The organism is Streptomyces tropicalis, assembly GCF_029269835.1.
In the GTDB taxonomy this organism is placed as follows: domain Bacteria; phylum Actinomycetota; class Actinomycetes; order Streptomycetales; family Streptomycetaceae; genus Streptomyces; species Streptomyces tropicalis.
The window spans coordinates 518,341-543,133 of sequence record NZ_JARJBB010000001.1; the positions used below are offsets into that span (position 1 = coordinate 518,341).

Genomic DNA, 24,793 nt, shown 5'->3' on the forward strand with positions numbered 1-24,793 from the left:
GGCGCGGGCGCCGGCGGGCGGGCCTGCGGCTCAGTACGGGTGGACGCCCACGGGGGTCGCGGGCGGCGGGCCGTAGCCCTCGGCGAGGCGCTGATGGTAGGTCTCGCGGTCGATGACCTCCAGGCCGACGATCTCCCACGGCGGCAGCTTGGCACTCTGGCGGTGCTCGCCCCACAGGCGCAGCGCGACGGCCGCCGCGTCGTGCAGGTCGCGGGCCTCCTCCCAGTACCGGATCTCCGCGTGGTCGTCCGCGTAGCGGCTGGTCAGCAGGAAGGGGTGGTCGTGGGCGAGCTGCTCCAGGCCGCGCCGGACCTCGCCGAGCGGGGCCCGGTCGCCGGAGACGCTGAGGGTGACGTGCCACAGCCGCGGCAGGTCCTTGGGCCCCTCGTAGCGGTGCCCGGCCGCCACGCTGGTCAGGGCCCGCTCCTCGCCGGCCGTACGGGACGCGGAGCCGCCGGCACCACCGCGGGACACCGCGGCCCCAGGGCGCACTCGTCTCACGACGGCCTCCTTTACGCAGTGCTCGTGCGGAATGGGTCCCCGAGACAAGAGTGGAGCAGGCCGCACGCCTCCATGGGGTGGTTTTACGGAACGTCCCCCACAGTCAGGAGCCGGGTGGACGGACGTTCCCCCCCATTACGGCTCCAGGATCACCAGGTCGTCCCTGTGTACGACCTCCCGTTCGTACGCCGGGCCCAGCTCGCGCGCCAGTTCCCGGGTCGAACGGCCGATCAGACGGGGGATCTCCTTGGCGTCGAAGTTGACGACCCCGCGGGCCACGGCGCGTCCGGCGGAGTCCCGCAGCTCCACCGGGTCGCCCGCGGTGAAGTCGCCCTCGGCCGCGGCGATCCCGGCAGGCAGCAGCGAGGTGCGGCGCTCCACGACGGCACGCACGGCGCCCTCGTCGAGGGTGAGCGAGCCCTGCGGGGCGGAGGCGTGCTGGAGCCAGAGCAGCCGGTCGGCGGACCGCCTGCCGGTCGGGTGGAAGCAGGTGCCGGTGTCGCCGCCGGCGAGGGCGTCGGCCGCATGGACGGCGCTGGTCAGCACCACCGGGATACCGGCGGCGGCGGCGATCCGGGCCGCCTCGACCTTGGTGACCATGCCGCCGGTGCCGACACCGGCCCGGCCCGCGCTGCCGATCTCGACGTCCGCCAGGTCGGCGGGGCCGTGGACCTCCGCTATCCGTGAGGTGCCGGGCCGCCCGGGGTCGCCGTCGTACACGCCGTCGACGTCGGAGAGCAGGACCAGCAGGTCTGCGCGGACGAGGTGGGCGACGAGGGCGGCGAGCCGGTCGTTGTCACCGAAGCGGATCTCGTCGGTGGCGACCGTGTCGTTCTCGTTGACGACGGGGAGGGCACCCATCGCCAGGAGCTTGTCCAGGGTGCGGGAGGCGTTGCGGTGGTGGGCGCGGCGGCTCATGTCGTCGGAGGTCAGCAGGACCTGGCCGACGCGGACGCCGTAGCGGGCGAAGGAGGCGGTGTAGCGGGCGACGAGCAGGCCCTGGCCGACGCTGGCCGCGGCCTGCTGGCGGGCCAGGTCCTTGGGCCGCCGCGGCAGGCCCAGCGGCGCCAGGCCGGCGGCGATGGCGCCGGAGGAGACGAGGACGATCTCCCGTTCTCCCCCGCCGCGGCTCTTGGCGAGGACGTCCACGAGCGCGTCGACCCGGTCCGCGTCCAGGCCGCCCGTGGCGGTCGTCAGCGACGAGGAGCCCACCTTGACGACGATCCTGCGGGCCTCGCCCACGGCCTGCCTTGCCTGTGCCACGTTGCCCTCGGTCCCCTCACGTCGGTGCGGCTGCCCGGGTCGAATCTACGCGAAGCGGATCGGGTGCCGCGCACCGGTCCACTTCGCGGACGACGGATCCCGGCGCGACCGGGACGCCGGGCGCGGCGCGGTGCGGGTCCCGGTCAGGCGGCCGCTGCGGTGCCGTCCGGGGCCGCCGGGCGGACGGAGCGCAGCAGCCGGCGCACCGTGCGGGCCGCCCGGCGCAGGAACGACGAGCGGGCGGTCCGCCGCCAGCCCGGGTAGGCGCGGGCCTCGCGCGGCTCGGCGAGGTAGACCCGGTCGGGGACGCCGGCCGGCGCGGAGCGGAAGTGCGGGTAGACGAGGTAGAGCCGGGTGCCCCGCTTCTCCAGGAGGGCGGCGGCCTGCTTCTTCGCCCGGACGAACTCCACGACGTCCAGGAGCAGATCGGTCCGCGCCTGCGCGACCAGGTACAGGCGGAGCCGCTCGTGCACCTTCAGCCGGCGGGCCACGCCCTCGCGCCAGTGGGCGGCCATCAGCGGGGCGGCCAGCTCCATCTTGTGGCGCCGGACCTCGTCGCTGTCCTTGAGGAACTTCGGCCCGAACTGCGGCAGCAGCGTGATGAGGAAGGGGCGGACCATCAGCCCGTCGCGCCGGGGGCCCGCCGGGACCATTCCGGCGATCAGGGTCATCAGGGCGCGCGCGGAGTCGAAGCGCAGGGTGTAGCTGCCGCTCTTGGTGACGTGCTTGCCGTCGTCCCGGCCCACCAGGTAGTAGCAGGTGTGGTCGGCGACCACGGAGACGCCGTCGGCCCGCAGATAGGCCTCCATGGTGAACAGCGCGTCCTCGCCGGTGAACAGCGACTCGTCGAAACGCATGCCGTGGCGCTCGAGCATCGCGCGGCGGAACAGCTTCTGCGCGCTGAGGGTGAACTTGATGTTGGACGAGAAGACGTCGGTGCGGCCGACGGTCCTGCCCCACATCGACTTGGGCGCGGTGCGGTTGATCCCCTCGACCTTGCCGAGGACGACGTCCGTGCCGTTCTCGTCGGCCATGGCGACCATGCGTTCGAGGGCCTCGGGGCCGAGCCGGTCGTCGGCGTCGAGGAAGAAGACGTAGCGCCCGTTCGCCCTGCTCAGGCCCACGTTGCGGGGGCCGCTGGGGCCGCCGGAGTTCTCCTGGTGGACGACCCTCACGGACATGGGGACGCGGGCGGCGAACTCGTCGAGGCAGGCCCCGGTGCCGTCGGTCGAACCGTCGTCGACCGCGACGACCTCGATGCGGGCCGGGTCCAGGGTCTGCGCCTCGACGGACGCCAGGCACTCGACCAGGTACGGCATCGCCTCGTACGCCCCGATGATCACGCTGACATCGGGCTGCCGCCCGGTCACGCCGTCCCCCTGCACCTGCATCCCCCAGCCCGCGGAAGACCGCTCCCGCAGCTCCCGTATCGCATCAATCGTCACCTCGGAAGACGGCCGGCCCCGGCGACCGGTTGCCCGGACCTCCACGTTTCGTGACGCGGGTCACATGGCACACACATCGTCTCGTACGCTAGGCGGCGACGGTAAGAGACGGTAAAGGCCCGGCCCCGCGGATCACGTCCGCCGGGCCGGGCCTCGTGCCTGGTGGACCGGGGTCAGCCGGTGACCACTGTGTCGGTCTCGCCGGCCGCGGCCATGCGCTGGCCGGGCACCGCGTTGGCCAGCGGCGTCTCGGGCGCCACGCCGGCCGCGCGCGCGGCCTGGCCCACGTTGCGGGCCTCCGCCTTGCGCGCGAGGCCGTCCACCGCCGCGTTGAACTGGTCGATGGACGCGGGCTCGTCCGGGCCCAGCAGGTACTGCCGCAACTCGGTGCGCTCCGCGGCCAGCGGGTCGGCGGCCGCGTCGCGCACCGCGGCGAGCAGCTCGCCCAGCTGGGCCGCGTCGTTGGACAGGACGACCGCGGCGCGCACCGCGGTGTTGTGCCGCTTGAACTCCTCGGCACCCAGCCCGGCCGAGTCCGTGACCGCGTACGGCTTGCCGCTGGCGATGAAGTCGGAGACCACGCTGGAGATGTCCGAGACCATCGCGTCGGAGACGTTGAAGCAGTCGTACAGGCGGGGCCGGGCACCGGTGACGACCCGGTGCTCCCAGCTCCCGAAGGAGCGCCAGTAGGCGTCGTTCCACTCGCCGCGCAGCCGGGCGGCCTCCTCGTGCCGGGCCACGTCGACCAGGCCGTCGCGGGTGGCCTCGGCCTCGTCGCCCCTGTCCCCCGCCGCGCCGGCCAGGGCGGCGAGCCGGGCCTCGACCCGGGCCAGCTCGGACCGGGCCGCGGTCCGGTCCGCCGCCGCACCGGCGGCGGTCGTGAACCGCGGGTCGGCGGCGCGCTCGGCGGCGGCCTTCACGACCAGGGCGGTGATCCGCTGGTGCACGGCCTTGGCCTGCGCGCTGCGGGTGCCGGTGAAGGGGTGCGGCTTGTACAGGACGCGCACGGGCGGGTCGGCCTGGATCAGCTTCCTCACGATGTTCTCACCCGCGAGGAGGATGGAGGTGTTGCCGGGGTTGTCGTCCCAGCCCTCCCAGGTGGGGGCGTACAGGACCGTCGGGATGCGGTCCTCGGGCACACCCGCCCAGGGCCGGATCGGCGCCAGCTGGGGCCGCCCGACCTCGACGATGTCGTCGTCGCGGACACCGACGTCGGCGATGGCGTAGCGGTCGCGGCCGGCCCGGCCCGCGGTCCACACCTCGTCGTAGACCTTGCTGAACGGGTTGACGCTGGCGAGCTTGTCGCTGTCGCCGTGGCCGATGAAGACGTGCTTGACGGTCGGCACCCGCAGCATGTGGATGTTCTTGCCGACGTTGGCCGCGTACAGCGCGACCCGCACCGAGGACAGGTCCATGTTCATCAGGTGCACCCCTCCGGGCACGCAGACGACGGGGACCGTGGTGGCCGCGAGGTTGGCCAGGATGGCGCGCTCGCGCAGGATGATCAGCGGCCGGCTGTCCAGCTGCTCCATCGTCTCCAGCCACATGTTGACCTGGTACGCGGAGTCCTTGGAGCCGGAGAAGTACAGCACCGTCTCCGGCCGGTACGAGGCCAGCCAGTCGTCGACTGCGGCGAGGACGACGTCGGCCCGCGGCGGGATCCTGCGGCCGCGGATGTACGGCAGCAGGACGAGGACGTAGAGGACACCCAGACCCAGGGTGACGGCGATCCCGAGGTAGGCGTACCGGGCCGCCGTCGTGGCACCCGCGGCGAGGACGCCGCCGACCGCCGGGAGGTCCAGGTGCAGCATCTTCTCCGCGGACCGCGCGAGCAGGCGGCGCGGCGGCGCGTCCGGGATACGGATGCGCGAGGCCAGGTCGACGTTGCGGGTGGCGACCGGCATCCGGCGGCGGTTGCGGATCAGGGTGACCAGGGCACCGTGCGGGGCCTGGAGCCCGTAGAAGGCGATGAAGCCGGCGGTGGCCCAGTAGAAGACCAGGTCGTCCGCGAGGTCGAGGCGGGCGAGCAGCAGGACGAGCAGCAGCTGCCGGACCAGGAAGCGGATGGACAGGCCGGCCCGGACCTTGCCGAGCCGGTTGATCAGATAGCTGCCCTTGCGGTGCAGAAAGTGGTCCGCCAGGTACGTCACGGCGGCCGCTGCCGCGAAGGCGTACACGCTCGGGACGAGCGCGGCCAGCATGAGGCAGGGGTAGCCCAGCATCATGAGGGCCGCCGCGGCCAGTTCGGCCGCACTGCCCACCCGGGCGACGCGTATAGCGGTGGATATCACGGGGAACCTGCTCTGGGGAGGGGTGCCGGTCATGTGACTGCATGGTCCCGAACGGCCGGACGAGGACGGCGATTCCGAGGGGGCCGACCTGGGACCTTGTGAAACTTCGAGGGTGTTTCGGGGCGGCGGGGGAGCTTACGGATTCAGGCCCCTGTGAACACCCGGCATACGGGGAACCACAGAGGCCTGAAGGGCAGTTGTCTGTTTAACAGACGATTATGCCACGGTGTCCCGCCGGTCAGGCCACGCCGTCCTGGCGGTCCAGGACTCCGGCCAGCGCCTGCTCGAACCCGGAGGCCTGGGAGGCGCCCGCCGTCGGGTCCTGCTGGCGCACGTCGATGACGTGGCCGGTCAGCTCCGACAGCAGCACGTCGAGCGAGGTGCGGGCCACGGCCTCGGAGGACAGCAGGGAGCCCGCGGGCTCCTGACCGAAGGCCTTGGTGCGCATCGGGGTGGCGGTGCGCTCCGGGTTGATGCAGTTGACGCGGATGCCGTCGCCGGCCCACTCGTCCGACAGTGCCTGGGTGAGGTTCACCATGGCCGCCTTGGTGGAGGAGTAGAGGCTGTACTCGGCGCGGCCGCGGGTGTAGCTGCTGGACGTGTACAGCAGCAGCTGGCCCTTGCTCTCCGCGAGGTACTTGTACGAGGAGCGGGCGATCTGCACCGGGGCCAGGTAGTTGACCTTCAGCGCCTCCTCGATGGTGGCGTTGTCGGTCTCGGCGAGCTTGCCGATGCGCAGCACGCCCGCCGTGTTGACCACGTAGTCGATCCGGCCGGTCTCCGCGTAGGCCTTGGACAGCGCGTCGTCGACCTCCTCCGGGTTCTCCACGTGGGTGCCGGTGGTGGAGCGGCCCAGCGCGTAGACCTTCGCGCCGTAGGACTCGGCCAGTTCGCCGATGTCCTTGCCGATGCCGTAGGAGCCGCCGAAGATGACGACCGTCCGGCCGGTGAGGAGCTCGCGGTAGGCCTCCTCGCCGTTCTGCTCGGGCGCGGCGGTGGAGGCGAGCTGGAAGAGCTTGTCGGCGATGAAGACGTCGACCGGCTGCGTCACCTTCATGTTGTACTCGTCGCCCGCCACCACGTGGATCGGCACGTCCGGCAGGTACTTGAGGACCACCGAGCAGTCGTCCGTGGCCTGGAAGTTGGGGTCGCCGGCCGCCACCTCGTAGGCGCGGCGGACGGTGGACAGCTTGAAGGCCTGCGGGGTCTGGCCGCGGCGCAGCCGGGAGCGGTCCGGGATCTCGGTGATGAACTCGCCGTCCTCGCCGTGGGTGCGGGTGACGATGATGGTGTCCGCGGACGGGATGGCGACGTCGACGGCCTGGTAGCGGTCGAGCGCGGCCACGCAGTCGTCGATGACCCGGCGGGAGAGCAGCGGGCGCACGGCGTCGTGGAAGAGGACGTTGCGGTCCTCGCCCTCGGCCAGGCCCTCGCCGAGGGCGGAGATGGCGCGCTCGGTGGTCTCGTTCCGCGTCGAGCCGCCCTCGATGACCCGGGTGACCTTCCGGAAACCGGCCTTGGCGACGATCTTCTCGACGTCCGGCACGTAGCCCGGGGCCATCAGCACGATGATGTCGTCGATGGAGTCGGTGTTCTCGAAGGTGGTCAGGGTGTGCTCGATGACTGCCTTGCCGGCGATCTTCAGCAACTGCTTGGGGATCGACAGACCCACGCGCTGACCGGTACCACCGGCCAGGATCACGGCGGTGGTACGGGGCTTGGCTATGTGCTGGGACACAGGTGACCTACCTCGGGGCAACGGGGAACTTCGAAATGCTCCCACTTATGGTTAGCGCAGTGCAAGACGAGCGCCCCTCGACGCATATCTGCGCGCAACCTGTCATTCACCTTGCACGGCTAGTGGCCGCGGCACCTCGGTACCGTCTGTGGAATTGCTGTGAGTTACTCCACAGACGCCCTCCACTGCCCTGCGTAACGCCCTCTCCCGCATTGCGTGACGATCCGCCGGAGCGGGCTCCGCGCCGCCCGGAGCAGCCGATCATCAGACCTGGCCCGGCCTCTGGGGGTCGGCCCGCGGGTGCGGAGGGGGGCCTTCACGCGCCCGGGCGACGGACTGCACGCGTTCTCCATATGCGGCACCGCGGGGTTGCGAGGGGCCCCGGAAATCCCTGTCAACGAGCCGCCCATTGTCCCGGAATTCGACATCAAGATTCCGCAGCATTTCGGTCTCGGGGCAGGTAAGAGAACGTTATACGCGCGACCCGCGGAGACGGTTGATTACGGGGCGGAACGGACAGTTCCGGGCGGTTCCGCGGATCACTCCGGCACGGCCGCCGCGCGCACCAGCTCGACGCCCGGCCGGCCCGCCTCGACCCGAAGCGTCGCCGCCGTGCCCGCGGCCGCCGAGGGCCGCAGCACCGTGTCCACGACGCGCACCCGGGCGTCGATGCCGTCCCGGCCGATGTCGAGGAGGTGGTAGCCGCGGTGCGCGTCGACCAGCTTCCAGTGCGGGTTGTCCGCCCGGCGCGGCTCCCACAGGGCGTGGAAGGCGGCCTGGTCCTCGTCGCCGTTGCTGGACACGGAGGTGCCGGTGAACTCGGCCCCGACGACGGCCGACCCGGGGTCGGTGAAGTCCTCCCGGAGATCGCTGACCATCGTCAGGTGCCGGTCGCCGCTGAGCACGACCGGGTTGCGGACCGAGCGGAACTGCCGGAGCAGGGCGGTGCGTTCGGCCCGGTAGCCGTCCCAGGCGTCGTAGTACCAGCGCGTGCCCGGGCCCGCGCGCAGGTCGGCCTCGGCCATCATGACCTGCGAGGCGACCAGGTTCCAGCGGGCGGGCGAGTCGCGCAGCCCGTCCCGCAGCCAGCGCCGCTGCGCGCCGCCCAGCATGGACAGGGACGGCGACCGGGCGCCCTGCGGCGTCCTCGCGCGGCCGCTGCGGTACTGCCGGGTGTCCAGCACGTGCAGCCGTGCCAGGCGGCCGAAGTCCAGGCGGCGGTGCATCCGGAGGTGCGGCCCGGACGGCGCGGCCGCGGCCCGCAGCGGCATGTGCTCGTAGTACGCCCGGAAGGCCGCGGTGAGCCGGGCGGTGAACGCGGCGTGCGACTGGCGTCCGGGATCCTGCGGGAGCCGGCCGGCGAAGTCGTTGTCGACCTCGTGGTCGTCGAAGGCGACCACCCAGGGGGCCCGCGCGTGCATCGCCGCCAGGTCCGGGTCGGTGCGGTACTGCGCGTACCGGTTGCGGTACTGCTCCAGGGTGTGCGGCTCCCCCCGCCCCGCGTGCCGGCGCACGGCCGTGGCGGAGGGGGCGGACTCGTAGATGTAGTCGCCGACGAACAGCACGACGTCCGGGTCCTGCCGCAGTATGTCGGCGTACGGGGTGAAGTAGCCGTGCTGCCAGTTCTGGCAGGACGCCAGGGCCAGGCGCAGACCGCCGGGGCTGCTGCGCGGGCCGGGCGCGGTGCGGGTGCGGCCGGTGGGCGAGAGGCGGCCGCCGGCGCGGAAGCGGTACCAGTACGGGCGGTCCGGACGCAGTCCGTGCACCTCCACGTGGACGCTGTGTGCGCACCCGGGCCGGGCCGCGGCCACGCCCCTCCGGACCACCTGCGCGAACCGCTCGTCGCCGGCCACCTCCCACTCCACCGGCAGCGCGCGGTCGGGCATGCCGCCGCCGTGCAGCGGTTCGGGGGCGAGCCGGGTCCACAGCACCACGCCGTCCGGCAGCGGGTCGCCGGAGGCGATGCCGAGCCCGAACACGCCCTCCGGCAGGCGGGGTCCGGCCGCGCGGGCGGCGGCCTGCCGCCACAGCGGGGCGGCGGCCGCGGCGCCGACGACGGCGGCACCGCCGGCCAGCAGACGGCGGCGGTCGGACGGCCATGTTCCGGTCATCGTCGAACTCCCCTGCCTGCGGGCCCGGCCGGACGCCGGCCGGCCCTCGCGCGCCGCCCGGAGGCCGACACGGCCCGACGGACCGCGGGGCGGCACGGGACCGTGACACGGACGTCCCGAAGCCGTGATCGTGCCACGCCGGGCCCACCGCGCCACCGGACGACACTCACTGACCAGGTGTTCGACCCTGCCGCCCCACCCCGCCACCGGCCGGGCAGGCGAACACCGTGGCGACCCTCGACAGCCGTCGCGACGCGGCGGTCCGTACGACGACGGTCGGCGATGCTGCGGGCCGTACGGCAATGCGGCGGGCCGTACGACGACGGTCGGCAATGCGGCGGACCGTGGGACGACGGTCGGCAATGCGCGGACTTTACGACGACGGTCGGCGGCGCGGAGGACGGACTACGCCGCCCCGGGCGACCGCGCGCCGCGCGACCGGAACACGGGCGACACCGCATCGTTCACGACGCGACCGGACCACGCCGCTCCCCCGGCGGGCCGGGGCCGGCACCGACGCGTGTCGGGACGGCCGCAAGGGCCCGGACCGGGTTCGGCGCCGTCCGGCGCCCCGCCGCCGGCAGCACGCCGGTCGGCCGGGCACCCGGCGGTGCGGAGCCGTCAGAACGGTTCGAAGTCGTCGTACTCCCGCTCCGCCTCGTCCCGCTCCGCCTGGCGGTCGCGGCGGCGCTGCGCGGCCGGACGGGGAGCCTCGAAACGGTGGTCCTCGCCGCGCCGGCCGAGCATCTCCGCACCGGCCATGGCGGACGGCTCCCAGTCGAAGACGACCGCGTTGTCCTCGGGACCGATGGCGACGCCGTCGCCGCCGCGGGCGCCGGACTTCATCAACTGCTCCTCGACACCGAGGCGGTTGAGGCGGTCGGCGAGGTAGCCGACGGCCTCGTCGTTGTTGAAGTCGGTCTGCCGCACCCAGCGCTCGGGCTTCTCGCCCCGGACCCGGAACAGCCCGTCCTCCTCACGGGTGACGGTGAAGCCGGCGTCGTCGACGGCCTTCGGCCGGATGACGATACGGGTGGCCTCCTCCTTCGGCCGGGCCGCGCGGGCCCGCCCGACGAGGTCGGCCAGCGCGAAGGACAGCTCCTTCAGCCCCAGGTGCGCGACCGCCGACACCTCGAACACGCGGTAGCCGCGCGACTCCAGGTCGGGCCGCACCATCTCGGCGAGGTCCTTGCCGTCCGGCACGTCGATCTTGTTGAGGACGACGATGCGGGGGCGGTTGTCGAGGCCGCCGTACTGGCGCAGCTCCTCCTCGATGATGTCGAGGTCGGAGAGCGGGTCGCGGTCGGACTCCAGGGTCGCCGTGTCCAGCACGTGCACCAGCACGCTGCACCGCTCCACGTGGCGCAGGAACTCCAGGCCCAGCCCGCGGCCCTGGCTCGCCCCGGGGATCAGGCCCGGCACGTCGGCGATGGTGTACACGGTCGAACCGGCCGTCACCACGCCCAGGTTGGGCACGAGGGTGGTGAACGGGTAGTCCGCGATCTTCGGCTTGGCCGCGCTCAGCACCGAGATCAGCGACGACTTGCCGGCGCTGGGGTAGCCGACCAGCGCGACGTCGGCGACGGTCTTCAGCTCCAGCACGATGTCCTGGAGGTCCCCCGGCTCGCCGAGCAGGGCGAAACCGGGCGCCTTGCGCCGCGCCGAGGCGAGTGCCGCGTTGCCGAGGCCGCCCCGGCCGCCCTGCGCGGCGACGAACGAGGTGCCGTGGCCCACCAGGTCGGCGAGCACGTTGCCCGCCTTGTCCAGGACGACGGTGCCGTCCGGGACGACCAGGACGAGGTCCTCGCCGTCCTTGCCGGAGCGGTTGCCGCCCTCGCCGGGCTTGCCGTTGGTGGCCTTGCGGTGCGGGGAGTGGTGGTATTCGAGCAGCGTGGTCACCGACTGGTCGACGGTGAGGATCACGTCGCCGCCGCGGCCGCCGTTGCCGCCGTCCGGGCCGCCGAGCGGCTTGAACTTCTCACGGTGGACGGAGGCACAGCCGTGGCCTCCGCTACCCGCGGCGACGTGCAGCTCGACGCGGTCCACGAAGGTGGTCATGGTGAGTGCCTCCTGGGGATCCCCGGCGGGCGCCGGGGGCGTACGGATTACTACGAGGGGTCAACACGCGAAAGGCGGACCCGCCTTCCCACCCGGGAAGTGAGGTCCGCCTCGCGAAATGTTCGGTCCGAGACCTGGAATCAGGCTGCTCAGGCGACCGGAACGATGTTCACGACCTTGCGGCCACGGTGGCTGCCGAACTCCACCGCACCGGCCTGCAGCGCGAACAGCGTGTCGTCGCCGCCGCGGCCGACGCCCGCGCCCGGGTGGAAGTGGGTGCCGCGCTGGCGGACCAGGATCTCACCCGCGTTGACGACCTGGCCGCCGAAGCGCTTCACGCCGAGCCGCTGGGCATTGGAGTCGCGACCGTTCCGGGTGGACGATGCGCCCTTCTTGTGTGCCATCTGTTCTCAGTCCCTTACTTCGCAGCCGCGGGGATCTCAGTGACCTTGATCGCCGTGTACTGCTGGCGGTGGCCCTGACGACGGCGGTAGCCGGTCTTGTTCTTGTAGCGCAGAATGTCGATCTTCTGGCCCTTGTGGTGGTCCACGACCTCGGCCTGGACCTTGATGCCGGCCAGCACCCACGGGTCGCTGGTCACGGAGTCGCCGTCGACGACGAGCAGGGTCGAGAGCTCGACCGTGTCGCCCACCTGGGCAGTGGAAATCTTGTCAACCTCGACGATGTCGCCGACAGCAACCTTGTGCTGGCGACCACCGCTGCGCACGATGGCGTACACGCGGATCTCACTCTCTCGCTCGGGAAACGGCACCCCCGCAGGCCAGCCGCCCGGCACCGCGGACAGCCTCTCCCGGCCAACCGTGTGCCCGGGAGGAGAAAAAGGTTTACGGGGATAAGGCGTGTACAGGGGACACGCCGACGGTCAAGGTTACGGGGCCGCGGCCGAAGGGGTCAAACCGGGCCGGGCCCCGCCGGTGTGCGCCCGGTCACCCGGACCGCGCGCACACCGTGCGGGCGACGTACGTCAGCCCTCGTCGGTGGAGACCGTGACGGCGGACAGCGGCTGCTCAGCCGCCGCGGTCTTCTTCGCCGCCGTCTTCTTCGCCGCCGTGGCCGTCTTGGCGGTCTTCGCCGCCTTCTTGGCCGTCGTCTTCTTGGCGGCGGTCTTCGTGGCCGCCGTCTTCTTCGTGGCGGCCTTCTTCGCCGTGGCCTTCTTGGCGGCCTTGCGGGCCGTCTTCCTGGCCGGGGCGGCGTCCTCGTCCGTCACGTCCGTCGCGTCCGGCTCGACGGTCCCGGCGGCCTCCGTGGCGGGAGCCTCCTCCGCCGACGGGACGACCACGACGGCCGTCTCCTCGGCGGAGGTCGGCGCGGTGGCCTTCCGCACGGCACGGCGGCGCGTGCGCGCCGGAGCGGCGCTCTCCGCGACCGGCTCGGGCTGTTCGGCCGGCACCGGCTGCTCGGCCGCCGGGGCGGCCTCGGCCTGCGGCGCGGGCTCGGACACGGTCACCACGGACGTCTCGGCTCCCGCGGGGGAACCGGCCGGCGCGGACACCTTGCGGGTCGCCCGGCGACGGGTACGGCCCTTGGGCGCGGCCTCCGCGGCGGCCTCGGCCGCGACGACCGGGTCCTCCGCGGCCACCGGCTCGGCCTGCGCCTCGGCGGCGGGCTCCGGCCTCAGCGGCTGCTCCGCCTCCAGCGGGGCGGCGGCCTTCGGCACGGCGGGCCCGGAACCGTCGGCGGCGGCCTTCGGCGCGCCCGCGGGGGCCGAGGCCCTGCGGGTCGCCCGGCGCCGGGACCGGCCGCGCGTGGCGGCGGCCTCGGCCTCGGCGACGCTGCTGTACAGCTCCTCGTCGGGCGCCATCTCCGGCGCGGGCAGCGCGACCGGCTCGGCGATCTCGGCGGCCACCTCGGCCTCGGTCTCCGCCTCCTCCTCGGCGGTGGTGGCGGCCTCGTGCTCGTGCTCGTGCGGCTGCTCGGCACCGGCCCGGGCGCGCTTGCGGCGCTTGCCGCCGTTGCCGCCCGCCGCGGCGGGCTGCTCGAGGTGGACGATGACACCGCGGCCGTTGCAGTGGACGCAGGTCTCGGAGAAGGACTCCAGCAGGCCCTGGCCGACCCGCTTGCGGGTCATCTGGACCAGGCCCAGCGAGGTCACCTCGGCCACCTGGTGCTTGGTGCGGTCGCGGCCCAGGCACTCCAGCAGGCGCCGCAGCACCAGGTCGCGGTTCGACTCCAGGACCATGTCGATGAAGTCGATGACGATGATGCCGCCGAGGTCGCGCAGCCGCAGCTGGCGCACGATCTCCTCGGCCGCCTCCAGGTTGTTCCTGGTGACCGTCTCCTCCAGGTTGCCGCCCTGGCCGGTGAACTTGCCGGTGTTGACGTCGACGACGACCATCGCCTCGGTCCGGTCGATCACCAGCGAACCGCCGCTGGGCAGCCAGACCTTGCGGTCCAGCGCCTTGGCGAGCTGCTCGTCGATCCGGTACGTGGCGAAGACGTCGACCTCGGAGGTCCAGCGCGACAGCCGGTCCGCCAGGTCGGGCGCGACGTGCGCGACGTAGCCGTGGATGGTCGACCAGGCCTCGTCACCGCTGACGACGACCTTGGAGAAGTCCTCGTTGAAGATGTCGCGGACGACCCGGACGGTCATGTCCGGCTCGCCGTAGAGCAGCGTGGGGGCGTTGCCGCTCTTGGCCTTCTTCTTGATCTCCTCCCACTGCGCCTGGAGCCTCTCGACGTCACGGCGCAGCTCGTCCTCGCTCGCGCCCTCGGCGGCGGTGCGCACGATGACGCCCGCGTCCTCGGGGACGATCTTCTTGAGGATGCCCTTCAGCCTGGCCCGCTCGGTGTCGGGCAGCTTGCGGCTGATGCCGGTCATGGAGCCCTCGGGCACGTACACGAGGTAGCGGCCCGGGAGGGAGACCTGGCTGGTCAGGCGGGCGCCCTTGTGGCCGATCGGGTCCTTGGTGACCTGGACGAGCACGGACTGCCCGGACTTCAGGGCGGCCTCGATGCGGCGCGGCCCGTTGGCCATGCCCAGCGCCTCGAAGTTGACCTCGCCGGCGTAGAGGACGGCGTTGCGGCCCTTGCCGATGTCGATGAAGGCGGCCTCCATCGACGGCAGCACGTTCTGCACCTTGCCGAGGTAGACGTTGCCGACGTACGAGGTCGACTGCTCCTTGTTGACGTAGTGCTCGACGAGCACGTCGTCCTCAAGGACGCCGATCTGCGTGCGCTCGCCGTGCTGGCGGACGACCATCACGCGCTCGACGGCCTCGCGGCGGGCCAGGAACTCGGCCTCGGTGATGATCGGGACCCGACGGCGGCCCTGCTCGCGGCCCTCGCGGCGGCGCTGCTTCTTGGCCTCCAGCCGGGTCGAGCCCTTGATGGACTGCACCTCGTCGGCCGGCTCGCCGGCCTTGCGCGGCTCGCGGACCTTGACGACGGTGCGCTCCGGGTCGTCGGCGGACGGCTCGTTCTCCGAGCCGCCGTCCCCGGCACGGCGACGGCGGCGGCGACGGCGACGGCTGCTGCTGGAGCCGCCCGAGCCGGACTCCTGCTCGTCGTCGGCGTCCTCCTCGTCCTGCTCGGCGGTGTCCTCGGCGTCCTGCGCGGCCTGCTCGGCGGCGGCGTCCTCGGACTCGTCGGTGTCCTCGGCACCGTCCTCTCCGGAGGCGTCGCCCCGGCGACGGCGACGGCCACCGCGGCGGCGGCGGCGGCGCGAGCCGGTCTCCTCCCCGTCGTCGGTGTCGGTGTCGGTGTCGGTGGCGTCCTCGGCGGACTCGGTGTCCTCCTCGGCGGACTCGGCAGCCTGCTCGGCGGGCTCGGCGGCCTTCTCGGCGGGCTGCGCCTCGGTCCCCTCGCCGCCGCGGCGGCGGCGACGGCGCCGGGAGCCGCCCTGCTCCTGCTGCTCGGCCCGCTCGTCGGCGGCCTGCTGCTCGGACGCCCCGGCCTGCGGCTTCGACTCCGGGACGGAGGCGGCCTCGGCGGCGGCCGCGGCGGCGGCCCGCTCCGGGGTCTGGAACTGCGGCTCGGCGAACACGGGGGCCTGGAAGACGGCGACCGACGGGCGGGCGGGCTTGCGCGGCCCCTCGGCGTCGGGCGCACCGGTGGAGCCGGCGGGCTCGGAGAACCCGGTGGCCGCGCGCCGCACGGTGCGGCGGCGGCCGCGGCGGGCCCCGGTCTCCTCCGCGGGCGCCTCGGCCGCGGGAGCGACGGGGGCGGCGGCCTGCGCGGGGGCGGCCGCCGCGGACTCGGCGGGGGCGGCCGTGGTGGCCTCGGACTCCGCAGCGGCCTCGGGGGCGCCGTCGGGCGCGGTGGCACGACGGGTGGAACGGCGGCGGGTGCCGCGGCGCGGGGCCTCGTCCTCGGCGGCCTCGGGGGCGCTCTGGGCGGGCGCCTCGACGGCGGGTGCCTCGGGGGTGCTGTCGGCGGCGGAGCTCACGGCGGTCGCGGCGGCGGCCTCGGCGGCCGGGGCACCGGCGGGCGCGGCGGCGCGGCGGGTGGCACGGCGGCGCGGGCGGGCGGGGGCGGCCTCGGCGGCGGGCGCCTCGGGGGTGCTCCCGGCGGCGGCCGGTTCGGCGGCAGCCTGCGGTGCGGCGCTCTCGGCGGCCGGCTCGGCCGTCGTCGCTGCGTCCGCCTCGGCGGGCGCGGAGACCCGGCGCGTGGCGCGGCGGCGGGTGCGGCGCGGGGCGGCGTCCTCGCCGCTCTCCACGGACCCGGCGGCGCTGTCGTCGGTGGCGGGCGCCTCGGCGGCGGCCGTCACCACGGTCTCGGCGGCCGGTGCCTCCTGGTCGGCCTTCGGAGTGCCGGCGGGCGCGGAGGCGCGGCGGCGGGTGCGGCGTGCGGGTGCGGGCTCCGCCTGCGGCGTGGCCTGCTCCTCGGTCACCGCGGCCCGGATCTGCTCCGGCTCGGCGGCGAGGTCGGCCTCGTCGTCGGCGAGGTCGGCGGACGCGGCCGCCGGGACCGCGGGCGCGGTCAGTTCGGCCGGGGCCTCGGTGGCGGCCGGCGGACCCGCGGGGCGGGACGCGGCCCTGCGCCGGCGGCGCGGAGGCAGCGTGTCGCTGGGGGTGTTCGATTCGGAGCCCTGGGCGGACTCGACGGCTTCGGTCGGTTCGAGCATGCGGGCGTATCTCCCGTCAGGCTCCCGGGCGCCGCGCCTGGTCCGGCGGGGATCACCGGTGACGTCCGCGGCTCGCGCGATGCGCGGTGCCGCCGTCCGGGGCGCGGGCGCCGCACGGGAGCTCTCTGTGTCCTGTCTCGCCGGTTCCGTACCCCTGTCGGGCACGGCCTGGCGAAAGTCTTCTGGTCGGTGCGCTGCCCGACCCAGGTGGCTCCCGAGTCCGAGGGCGGCGCTTACGGCGTCCGTCCCTACGGGACCTTCCCTAGACCGGCGCCTTCGCGGCGGCAGGATCGGCGGCCCCTTCTGTTGCGGCCGGGGCGGCCGTGTCTGCCTCGCGGTCGGGCGCGAGCGGGTCGGTCACCGTGCCGGTCTCTTCATCGAGCAGCCCCTGCGCCAGCCTGGTCACCGCAGCGGGGACCGGCGGCGCCAGGTCGGCCACGGCGCGGAGACCGGACAGGACGTCGTCGGGTCGTACGGCAGGCGTCACGTGCCGAACAACCAGCCGCAGTATCGCACAGGGGCGGCCGGTCGGCCTATCAGCCTGCTCACTCTGCGTTTCCGCGACCCGCAGGCTCACGACCGCGGGGCGCGCGTCGAAGGTGCGCAGGCCGTTCTTCGTGCGGCGCTGGACCTCGACCGCGTCGGCCGCGGTGAAGGCCGCGACGGCCCGCCCGGCCTCGGCCGGGTCGACGCCGTCCAGCCGCAGCTCCCACACGGAGGCGGTCAGCCGGTCGGCGAGACCCGAGGTGCGGGCCTCGACGGCGTCGACGATGTCGAGGCCCGCGGGCATCGACTCGTCGAGAAGCTCCCGCAGGTGCTCCGTGTCCCGGGGCGCGGTGAGCGCGATCTCCAGGTACTCCGCCTCACTGCCCGTGCCGGTGGGTGCGGCATTGGCGTACGACACCTTCGGATGCGGCGTGAACCCCGCCGAGTACGCCATCGGCACCTCGGCACGGCGCAGCGCACGCTCGAAGGCGCGCTGGAAATCACGGTGGCTGGTGAACCGGAGGCGGCCGCGCTTGGTGTAGCGCAGTCGGATGCGCTGCACCGCGGGTGCGGGCGGCGGGCCTTCGGGCTGTCGCTTGCCCAGTGTCGTTCAGTCCTTCGTGAGAGCGGTCGTCCTGCTACCAAGAGTACGTGCCGCGCGGCCCCATGGTTCCCGCAGGCCGCCGCCGGGCCCGCGGGCCGTCCGGAGGTTGCAGGCGCCCCGGCGGCGGCGTTCCCTGGAACTACCGGATCCGAACGGCGGCGGGCTGACCGCTTCCCCCTGTGCGGCCCCGGCCGGGGCCGCACAGGCCAGGACCGCCCCAGCTCCCCGCCCGGAGCGACACGGAGGTGGTCCCGGGGGAAAGCCGTCGTCTACGAGAAGCCCTTCAGTGTGACCGTGCGGGACGTCGACGACCCGCGCATCCAGCTTCCGAACGACGTGCTGGTCCGCGTCACGTCCAGCGCGATCTGCGGTTCGGACCTCCACATGTACGAGGGCCGCACCGCGGCCGAGGCCGGCATCGTCTTCGGCCACGAGAACCTCGGCATCGTCGAGGAGACCGGTGCGGGCGTGACGTCCCTCGCCCAGGGGGACCGCGTGGTGATGCCCTTCAACGTGGCCTGCGGGTTCTGCAAGAACTGCCTCGCCGGCAGCACCGGGTTCTGCCTGACCGTGAACCCGGGATTCGCCGGCGGCGCCTACGGATACGTGGCGATGGGCCCCTACACCGGCGGCCAGGCGGAGCGGCTGCGCGTGCCCTTCGCCGACTTCAACTGCCTGAGGCTGCCGCCCGGCGAGGAGTTCGAGACCGACTTCGTACTGCTCGCCGACATCTTCCCGACCGGCTACGACGGCTGCGAACTGGCGCAGGTGTCCCCCGGCGAGAGCGTCGCCGTCTTCGGCGCGGGACCGGTGGGCCTGATGGCCGCGTACTCCGCGCTGCTGCGCGGTGCGGCCAAGGTGTTCTCGGTGGACCGTGTGCCCGAACGGCTCGCGAAGGCCGAGGAGATGGGGGCGATCCCCATCGACTTCACGCAGGGGGATCCGGCCGAGCAGATCAAGGAGCACACCGCCGGCGAGGGCACGGACAAGGGCGTCGACGCGGTCGGCTACCAGGCCCAGGCGCACGACGCCAGCCACGAGGAGCCCGCCGTCGTCCTCAACACCCTCGTCGAGACCGTGCGGCCGACGGGCATGCTCGGCATCCCCGGCCTGTACGTGCCGTCCGACCCGGGCGGCCCCGACGAGCACGCCAAGCACGGCCAACTGCTGGTCTCCATCGGCCGGATGTTCGAGAAGGGGCCAGCGCATGGGCACCGGCCAGTGCAACGTCAAGCGGTACAACCGCCAGCTGCGGGACATGATCATCGCCGGGCGCGCCCGGCCGAGCTTCGTGGTCTCCCACGAACTGCCGCTGGACCAGGCCCCGCAGGCCTACGAGAAGTTCGACCAGCGGATCGAGGGCTGCACCAAGGTGGTCCTGCACCCCGGGCACGCCCTCGCGGCCTGATCCCGGAGGGTCCGCACGGCTAAGCTGGGACCTCCCGTCGAGGGAGGTCCCCCCGTGTCTTCGGACGACATGAGCATCGGCGAACTCGCCGCCCAGGCACGGACCACCGTCAAGACGGTCCGCTTCTACTCCGACCGCGGCCTGCTCCCCGAGACCGCGCGCAGCGACGGCGGCCACCGCCGCTACGGCGCCGACGCGCCCGGCCGGCTGCGCACCATCCGCTCCCTGCGCTCCCTCGGGGTCTCCGTCCCGGAGATCGCCCGGGTCCTCGACCGCGGGGACACGCTGGAGGAGCTCGTCGCCCGCCGGCTGGACGACGTGGGCGGCCGGCTCGCCGCGCTGCGCTGGCGCGAGGCGGCACTGCGCGCCCTGCAGGAGGGCACCGCACAGGAGCGGGCGGCACACCTGGCGCTGATCGGGGAGATCGGCGTCCCGCCCAGCACCGCCGCGCTCGCGCACTTCTGGCGCCGCCTGCTGCCGGTGCGGCTGTCCGCCCGGCTGCGCACCGCGGTCGTCGACGCGGCCGTGCCGCAGCCCCCGCCGGACCCGGAGCCGGAGCAGGTACTGGCCCTCGCCCGCCTGCACGCCCTGGCGGTGGAGGCCACCGACCGGTGCCTCGCCGCCCACCGGCCCGCCACGGCCGTGCACCCGGACCTGCTCTACGACGGGCTGCACGAGGCGTACGCGCTGGTGGAGACCGCACGACGCTCCGGCGGCGCCCCCGGCCCGGGCGAGGCCCTGGACGCCTACGTCGCCGCACACGCCCGGGCCGAGGGCACCCGGGACACTCCCGCCTTCCGCCGGGCCCTCGGTGCGCGGCCGGACGCTGCCGGCCATCCGGTGATGGCGCGCTACTGGGAGCTGGCCGGACGGCTCACCCCCGAGCCCACCCTCGGCGCGGCCGACCGGTGGCTGCGCGAGGCGCTGACCGCCGCCACGGCCGCGGGCTGAACGCCCCGCCGGGCGGCCGCCCGGCCTTCAGTGCCGGAAGCCCTCCACGTCCCCGGCTCCGTCTCCAGCGCCTGCCGGCGGACCAGCAGCAGACCCGCGAAGAACACTCCGCCCGCGAGCGGCAGCCCCGCCACGATCAGCGCGGGCGCGCGCGCCTCGTCCGGCGTCACCAGCACGAACAGCGAGACAAGGACAGCCGGCCCTCCCGCGCGCGCACGCGCGGGGACCCCGGGCCGGACCCCGGCAGCCCGGAACCGCCGGCTCCCGCACGCACCACCGGGCGGCGTCCGGCCGGCCGCTCCCTCGCGACCGCCGGGCACCGCCCGGCCCGGGTCCGTGACCGGGGCGGCTACTGGGGCGGACGCTGCTCCCTGTCGTCGACCCCCAGCTGGTCGCCGAGCTTGTCCTGGGCGGTGTCGACCTGGCCCTTGTACTTTCCCTGGGTCCTCTGGTCCACGTAGTCGCCCGCCTTGTCGATGCCCGTCCGGGCCTGGCCCTCGTGCCCCTTCAAGAGGCCCTTGAGCTTGTCCATCATGCTCACGGCGGTCTCCCTGCGTCGATGGGGTGAGCTCGGTCCTTCCCGGCAAGTCCGCCCGGTACGCGGCCCTGCCGACCGAGCACTCCAGACGGGTGACCCGGTCCGCTCCGCACCAAACGGGTGCCCCTGTCCGTATCGCGCCGCCCCCGCCGCACGGCCCCGCCCGCCCCGCCGGGCGTGCATGTGCGACCCCCGGTCGGCGGGGAGACCCTGAAGGCGTCGACCAGCACGGAGGGCAGCGTGGGCCTGGCCGGCGCGACGCTCGGCGGAGGCTTCGGCTTCCTCACCCGCCGGCTCGGCACGGCCTGCGGCAACCTGATCGGCGCCGAGATCGTCGTCGCGGAGGGCGAGGACGGCGCCGACGCGATCGAGGCGGACCCGGGCGACCACGCGGACCAGCTCTGGGCACTCCGCGGCACGGGCAACGGCAAGGTCCCGAACATCGGCCTGCAGGACTGGGAGACCGCCTACTGGGCGGACAACGTCGACCGCCTGCGCCGGATCAAGGCGGTGCACGACCCCCACAACGTCTTCCGGTACGAGCAGAGCATCCCGCCGGCAGCCTGCCGACCGGCCCGGTGAAGCCCCCGCGTGCCCGGCACACCCTCCCCCGGCCCCGACGCGCCCGCCGGGGCGGGCGTGTCGAGTTGATGAGCGCGCGGCGCGGCGAAATGGTGACACAAAGGACATTCCACGAAGGGTGAGACATGCCCGAAGTCACCACTCCATACGCCACCGGGACCCCGTGCTGGGTCGATCTGATGGCGAAGGACCAGCAGGCTGCGCTGGACTTCTACCGTGATCTGCTCGGCTGGCAGGGCCGGCCCGGCCCGGCCGAGTTCGGCGGGTACGCGGTCTGCGAGCTGCACGGCGGGGCCGTGGCCGGCATCGGCCCGGCGACGGCCCCCGAGGGGGTGCCGGAACCGCCGACCGTCTGGACCAGCTACCTGGCCGCCACCGACGCCCAGGCGGCCCAGGACGCGATCGTCGCCGCGGGGGGAACCCTCCTCGTCCCGGTGGTGGACGTCGGCACCCTCGGCCGGATGCTGATCGCCTCGGACCCTCAGGGCGCGGTGTTCGGCGTCTGGCAGCCCGGCGAGTTCTTCGGCGCGCGGGTGGTCAACGAGGCGGGCGCGCTGACCTGGAACGAGCTGCACACCAGCGACCTGCCCGCCGCCACCGCCTTCTACCGCGAGGCGTTCGGCATCGAGATCGCGCCTCTGGAGGGCGCGGACGCGTACTGGGAGCTGCGGGTCGGCGGCCGGGCGGTCGGCGGCGTCACGCTGCTCGCCAACGATCCGCCGGGCACCCCGGCCCACTGGCTGACCTACTTCGCGGTCGACGACGTCGACTCCACCGTGGATGCCCTGGTCAAGCGCAACGGCACCGTCCTCGCCCCGCCGTTCGACATGATGGCCGGCCGGATGACCGTGGTCACCGACCCGCAGGGCGCCCCGTTCGCGATGATCACACCGGCCCCGATGCAGGGATCCCGGGCGCAGTGACGCTCGGCGCCGCTCCGTCCGCGGAAGCCCACTGACGCACCCTCATGGCCGGGGGACGCCGTAGGCCGGGCCCGGTGGTGTCGGAGGTCCCGCCGGGGCCGGTGGACCGCACCGGCCCCGGCGGCGGCCCACCGCGCCCCTCGCTGCGGGTGACCTTCCGGAGCCGCCCACGACCTGCTTCTTCCGCCGGGACTGCTGCGGGCGGGTGACAAGGAGTGCCGCGGCCCGAGGGTGTTCGCGATGTGACGAGTCGAATTCTCTTAACTTCTTCTGAGATTCGGATGTGTCGCCCAGCAGGCGGTCGCCTGCGTCCGCCCCCCATGGAGGTCATCGGATGAATCTTCGTGCCTGGGTTGCAGCGCCGCTGGCGGGTGCGGCTGTCGCCCTCGCGTCACCCTCGGCCGCCGTCGCCGCGCAGGCATCTGCACCGCACGCGTCCAGCCCCCTGTGGCTCCATGACGGGGACGGGCGCCACGGCCACCGCAATCCCTGGCGCAACTGCTACAGCCACCGCCGTGTCGTGCTCATCGACAAGAACCTGAGGGCGATTCTCACCAACAGCCGGCGGGGACCGGAGGCCCTCGTCCTTCAGGTGGACCCGGATTCCGCGCCCAAGTCGCCGACGGCACCGTGGACCGGCTTCAGCGTCTCGACGTACATGGACGTCACCTATCCCACCCAGACGACCGGCCAGTACGAGTTTGCGATCCGTGAATTCTTCCGGGTGCATCCGCTCCTCGAGGTGAAGGCCTTCGATCGCCACAAGCGGTTCTTCCCCTTCCCGGCCACCCACTGCACCGACCGCGAGGACGACGGTGACCGCGAGGACGGTGCTCGTCCGCATGGTGGTGCGACGGCGAACGGGAATGGCTCCCCGTCACCCCGGAAGGGTCAGGAGACTCCTGTTCCGGGTGACAGCGGGGCTGCCGGCTGGAGCGCCGGCCGGCTGAGCGCGAAGCGCATCGTGATCGCGGCCGGCGGTGTGCTGTTGGCGCTGGGAGTGCTGGCGGCGGCCTGGTTCCGCAGGCGTCGCTCCGCCGAGTGACACTCCGCCGGTGGGGGAACCGGCAGCACCCCGGGCCCTGACATCGCGTCGCTCAGGAGCCCGGGGTGCTGCCGCCCGGGACGTACTCGCCGACGAACGGCCGACCGCCGAGGAGGCGGCCGAGCAGGCCGCGCAGGGACGCCGCCGCATCCGTGCAGCTCCGTCCGGCCCACGCGGCCGTCAGGCAGGTGAAGGCGTAGCCCTCCGCGGCCTGATGCACGGTCGGGGAAGGACGCGCGGTGTCGTCCGCCGGGCTGTCACGGTCCGGCATGGGCTGGGGCTGGGGCAGGGCGACCCCGGCGGGGAGACCGGGGCGGGAGCCCAGCGGGCCTTCTTCCCCCGGCGGCGCCTGTGGTTCGACCGCCGCCGGCGGGTCCGCACCATCACTGTGCCCGGCCGCCGGAGGCCTCCTGGCGGGACCGCTCAGGAGGAACTGCTGCTTCCGGCGGTGGCCGAGGGGGCTGGGGGTGGCCGCGGGCCTGGACGTGGCCGCGGGACCGGGAGTGACCGAGTGGTGGCGCCTGGAGGAGCGGTGGGGGACGGCCAAGCGACTGAGCGTGGCCGAGGAACCGCTGCTTCCGGCGGAGGCCGACGCGCCCGAGGGACTGGGGGCGGCCGAGGGGCTGGCGGTGTCCGAGGGGCTGGCGGTGTCCGAGGAGCTCGGGCGGGGGTCGTGGCGGCAGATCCAGTCGGGGCTCTTGATACCGAAGCTCAGGCCCCACTCCTTGTCGCAGCCGCCCCAGTACGTCCCCACCCAGCCGCAGTAGGGGCCGCCGTAGCTGTAACAGGGAGGCACCGCCTCCCACGGGCTCGGACTCGGCACGGTCGGCTGGGGCGACGCGGATTCCTTCTGCGGCATGTCGGGGGCGCTGACCATGCGGATCTGCGGGGCAGTGGACGGCTGGCGCATCCAGTCCGTGTAGAAGAAAGGCGTACCGACGGCTGCGGCGGAAGCCGCCACGGTTGCAGCAGCGAGAGCGCAGCGGATCAGGCGCATGACTGTTCCTCTCGACTTCGTGGTCTGGGGCAGGTGGGGACGAACTCCGTACACGGGCACCGCCGCCGTGCGCGCTGGAGCCGAACGTATGGTTTGCAGATCCCCCCAACAACCAGCGAACCGCCGGTCAGGTGGGCTTGCTCCGGTTTTTCACTCGAAGAGTCTCGCCCCGGAGGACGTAGGCTGAGGCGCGAGGGGGGATCGGTGAAGCGTGGCGTGGTGATGCGGGGTCTGCGGTTCGGCCTGGCCGTCGGAGGGTTCTGCGCGCTGGGCTGGAGCACCGTGGGGGCGGCCTGCGTGACGGTCGCGTGGGTGCTGGGGCACCGGCACGGCGTGCCGTCGACGCTCGTCTCCGGAGTGGTCCTCGTGGCCGGCAGCCTGTTCGTGGGTGCGGCGCTGGGGCTGCTGCTCGGTACGGCGTTGGCCCTCGCGCCGGACCGGCTGACCTCTCACGGCCTGCTTCGCCGGGTCCTGACAGGACTTGTTGCCGGGACGCTCTTCCTCGGCGAGGTGGCCGTCAGCGTGGAGGGCGGCGTTCTGCCCGTGCTGCTGATGCTCGTGGGTGTCCCGGTGGTGGGCGCCGCAGCGGCCGCGTGCAGTGGTGACATCGTGGGGAGGAGCCGCCGTCATGCCTGGTTGCGGCCGCGCCCGCTCCCGCTCCCGCAGGCCGGTGCCCCGGAACTCGCCGGGCGCGGGAGGCTCCGCGCCGTGATGGAGCTGCTCTGGAACTGACGGCGGCAGCCTCGGGGTCCGGGCCGCCCTCGGTGCG

The 24,793-nt window shown here is 73.8% G+C and carries 19 protein-coding genes and 1 pseudogene; 7 read left to right on the top strand and 13 right to left on the bottom strand.

Going from position 1 to position 24,793, the window contains the following annotated elements:
• Positions 1 to 30: 30 nt before the first annotated feature.
• The 11 genes from P3H78_RS02325 to P3H78_RS02375 form a co-directional block, all read right to left on the bottom strand.
• Entirely contained in the window at positions 31 to 492 is a 462-nt protein-coding gene (locus P3H78_RS02325) for a DUF8830 family protein (protein WP_276107329.1), read from the bottom strand.
• Between the two features lie 144 nt (positions 493 to 636).
• A complete protein-coding gene (gene proB, locus P3H78_RS02330) occupies positions 637 to 1,764 on the bottom strand; it encodes a glutamate 5-kinase (protein ID WP_276107012.1) in 1,128 nt (375 codons plus the stop codon).
• Between the two features lie 143 nt (positions 1,765 to 1,907).
• Positions 1,908 to 3,134 (bottom strand): glycosyltransferase family 2 protein, encoded by a 1,227-nt coding sequence (locus tag P3H78_RS02335; RefSeq protein WP_276107330.1) that lies wholly within the window; start codon positions 3,132 to 3,134, stop codon positions 1,908 to 1,910.
• A 248-nt stretch (positions 3,135 to 3,382) separates the two neighbouring features.
• A complete protein-coding gene (locus P3H78_RS02340; RefSeq protein WP_276107331.1) occupies positions 3,383 to 5,470 on the bottom strand; it encodes a CDP-glycerol glycerophosphotransferase family protein in 2,088 nt (695 codons plus the stop codon).
• Between the two features lie 268 nt (positions 5,471 to 5,738).
• Complete coding sequence (locus tag P3H78_RS02345) at positions 5,739 to 7,238, bottom strand: bifunctional cytidylyltransferase/SDR family oxidoreductase (RefSeq protein ID WP_276107013.1); 1,500 nt, start codon at positions 7,236 to 7,238, stop codon at positions 5,739 to 5,741.
• Between the two features lie 539 nt (positions 7,239 to 7,777).
• On the bottom strand, positions 7,778 to 9,349 hold the full coding sequence (locus P3H78_RS02350; protein ID WP_276107014.1) for an alkaline phosphatase D family protein: 1,572 nt from the start codon (positions 9,347 to 9,349) through the stop codon (positions 7,778 to 7,780).
• A 621-nt stretch (positions 9,350 to 9,970) separates the two neighbouring features.
• Positions 9,971 to 11,407 carry a GTPase ObgE gene (obgE, locus tag P3H78_RS02355; protein WP_276107015.1) on the bottom strand — a complete coding sequence of 479 codons (1,437 nt, stop codon included), beginning with the start codon at positions 11,405 to 11,407 and terminating at the stop codon, positions 9,971 to 9,973.
• 149 nt (positions 11,408 to 11,556) lie between these two features.
• Complete coding sequence (gene rpmA / locus P3H78_RS02360; protein WP_061922958.1) at positions 11,557 to 11,811, bottom strand: 50S ribosomal protein L27; 255 nt, start codon at positions 11,809 to 11,811, stop codon at positions 11,557 to 11,559.
• 14 nt (positions 11,812 to 11,825) lie between these two features.
• Entirely contained in the window at positions 11,826 to 12,146 is a 321-nt protein-coding gene (rplU, locus tag P3H78_RS02365; RefSeq protein WP_010041937.1) for a 50S ribosomal protein L21, read from the bottom strand.
• Between the two features lie 246 nt (positions 12,147 to 12,392).
• Positions 12,393 to 16,490 (bottom strand): Rne/Rng family ribonuclease, encoded by a 4,098-nt coding sequence (locus tag P3H78_RS02370; protein ID WP_276107016.1) that lies wholly within the window; start codon positions 16,488 to 16,490, stop codon positions 12,393 to 12,395.
• A gap of 262 nt (positions 16,491 to 16,752) precedes the next feature.
• Positions 16,753 to 17,538, bottom strand: a complete 786-nt coding sequence (locus P3H78_RS02375) for a TIGR03936 family radical SAM-associated protein (RefSeq protein ID WP_276107017.1) — start codon at positions 17,536 to 17,538, stop codon at positions 16,753 to 16,755.
• A 330-nt stretch (positions 17,539 to 17,868) separates the two neighbouring features.
• Between P3H78_RS02375 and P3H78_RS02380 the strand changes: the two are divergent.
• A pseudogene (locus P3H78_RS02380) lies at positions 17,869 to 18,988 on the top strand (glutathione-independent formaldehyde dehydrogenase).
• 54 nt (positions 18,989 to 19,042) lie between these two features.
• Positions 19,043 to 19,939 (top strand): MerR family transcriptional regulator, encoded by an 897-nt coding sequence (locus P3H78_RS02385; RefSeq protein WP_276107018.1) that lies wholly within the window; start codon positions 19,043 to 19,045, stop codon positions 19,937 to 19,939.
• A gap of 349 nt (positions 19,940 to 20,288) precedes the next feature.
• Here the strand turns inward: P3H78_RS02385 and P3H78_RS02390 are convergent, their stop codons facing one another.
• The gene (locus P3H78_RS02390; protein WP_276107019.1) at positions 20,289 to 20,480 is read right to left on the bottom strand and encodes an antitoxin; all 192 of its coding nucleotides are present in this window, start codon (positions 20,478 to 20,480) and stop codon (positions 20,289 to 20,291) included.
• Positions 20,481 to 20,660: 180 nt separating this feature from the next.
• Between P3H78_RS02390 and P3H78_RS02395 the strand changes: the two genes are divergently transcribed.
• From P3H78_RS02395 to P3H78_RS02405, 3 genes are all read left to right on the top strand, one after another.
• On the top strand, positions 20,661 to 21,059 hold the full coding sequence (locus tag P3H78_RS02395) for a BBE domain-containing protein (RefSeq protein WP_276107020.1): 399 nt from the start codon (positions 20,661 to 20,663) through the stop codon (positions 21,057 to 21,059).
• A gap of 125 nt (positions 21,060 to 21,184) precedes the next feature.
• Positions 21,185 to 21,982, top strand: coding sequence for a VOC family protein (locus P3H78_RS02400; protein ID WP_276107021.1), 798 nt, complete (start codon positions 21,185 to 21,187; stop codon positions 21,980 to 21,982).
• Positions 21,983 to 22,502: 520 nt separating this feature from the next.
• On the top strand, positions 22,503 to 23,027 hold the full coding sequence (locus P3H78_RS02405; protein ID WP_276107022.1) for a hypothetical protein: 525 nt from the start codon (positions 22,503 to 22,505) through the stop codon (positions 23,025 to 23,027).
• A gap of 52 nt (positions 23,028 to 23,079) precedes the next feature.
• On the opposite strand, the gene P3H78_RS02410 is transcribed toward P3H78_RS02405, so the two are convergent.
• Positions 23,080 to 23,298: a hypothetical protein gene (locus P3H78_RS02410; protein WP_276107023.1), complete on the bottom strand. Its 219-nt coding sequence runs from the start codon at positions 23,296 to 23,298 to the stop codon at positions 23,080 to 23,082.
• 196 nt (positions 23,299 to 23,494) lie between these two features.
• On the opposite strand from P3H78_RS02410, the gene P3H78_RS02415 reads away from it, so the two are divergent.
• Positions 23,495 to 23,794 (top strand): hypothetical protein, encoded by a 300-nt coding sequence (locus P3H78_RS02415; RefSeq protein WP_276107024.1) that lies wholly within the window; start codon positions 23,495 to 23,497, stop codon positions 23,792 to 23,794.
• A 434-nt stretch (positions 23,795 to 24,228) separates the two neighbouring features.
• Complete coding sequence (locus tag P3H78_RS02420) at positions 24,229 to 24,756, top strand: hypothetical protein (RefSeq protein ID WP_276107025.1); 528 nt, start codon at positions 24,229 to 24,231, stop codon at positions 24,754 to 24,756.
• The last annotated feature ends 37 nt before the right edge of the window (positions 24,757 to 24,793 follow it).

Coding starts and splice junctions, on each gene's coding strand:
- P3H78_RS02410 (WP_276107023.1), bottom strand. CDS start 23,298: ATGCCGGACCGTGACAGCCCGGCGGACGACACCGCGCGTCCTTCCCCG.
- rpmA (WP_061922958.1), bottom strand. CDS start 11,811: ATGGCACACAAGAAGGGCGCATCGTCCACCCGGAACGGTCGCGACTCC.
- P3H78_RS02400 (WP_276107021.1), top strand. CDS start 21,185: ATGCCCGAAGTCACCACTCCATACGCCACCGGGACCCCGTGCTGGGTC.
- obgE (WP_276107015.1), bottom strand. CDS start 11,407: ATGACCACCTTCGTGGACCGCGTCGAGCTGCACGTCGCCGCGGGTAGC.
- P3H78_RS02370 (WP_276107016.1), bottom strand. CDS start 16,490: ATGCTCGAACCGACCGAAGCCGTCGAGTCCGCCCAGGGCTCCGAATCG.
- P3H78_RS02350 (WP_276107014.1), bottom strand. CDS start 9,349: ATGACCGGAACATGGCCGTCCGACCGCCGCCGTCTGCTGGCCGGCGGT.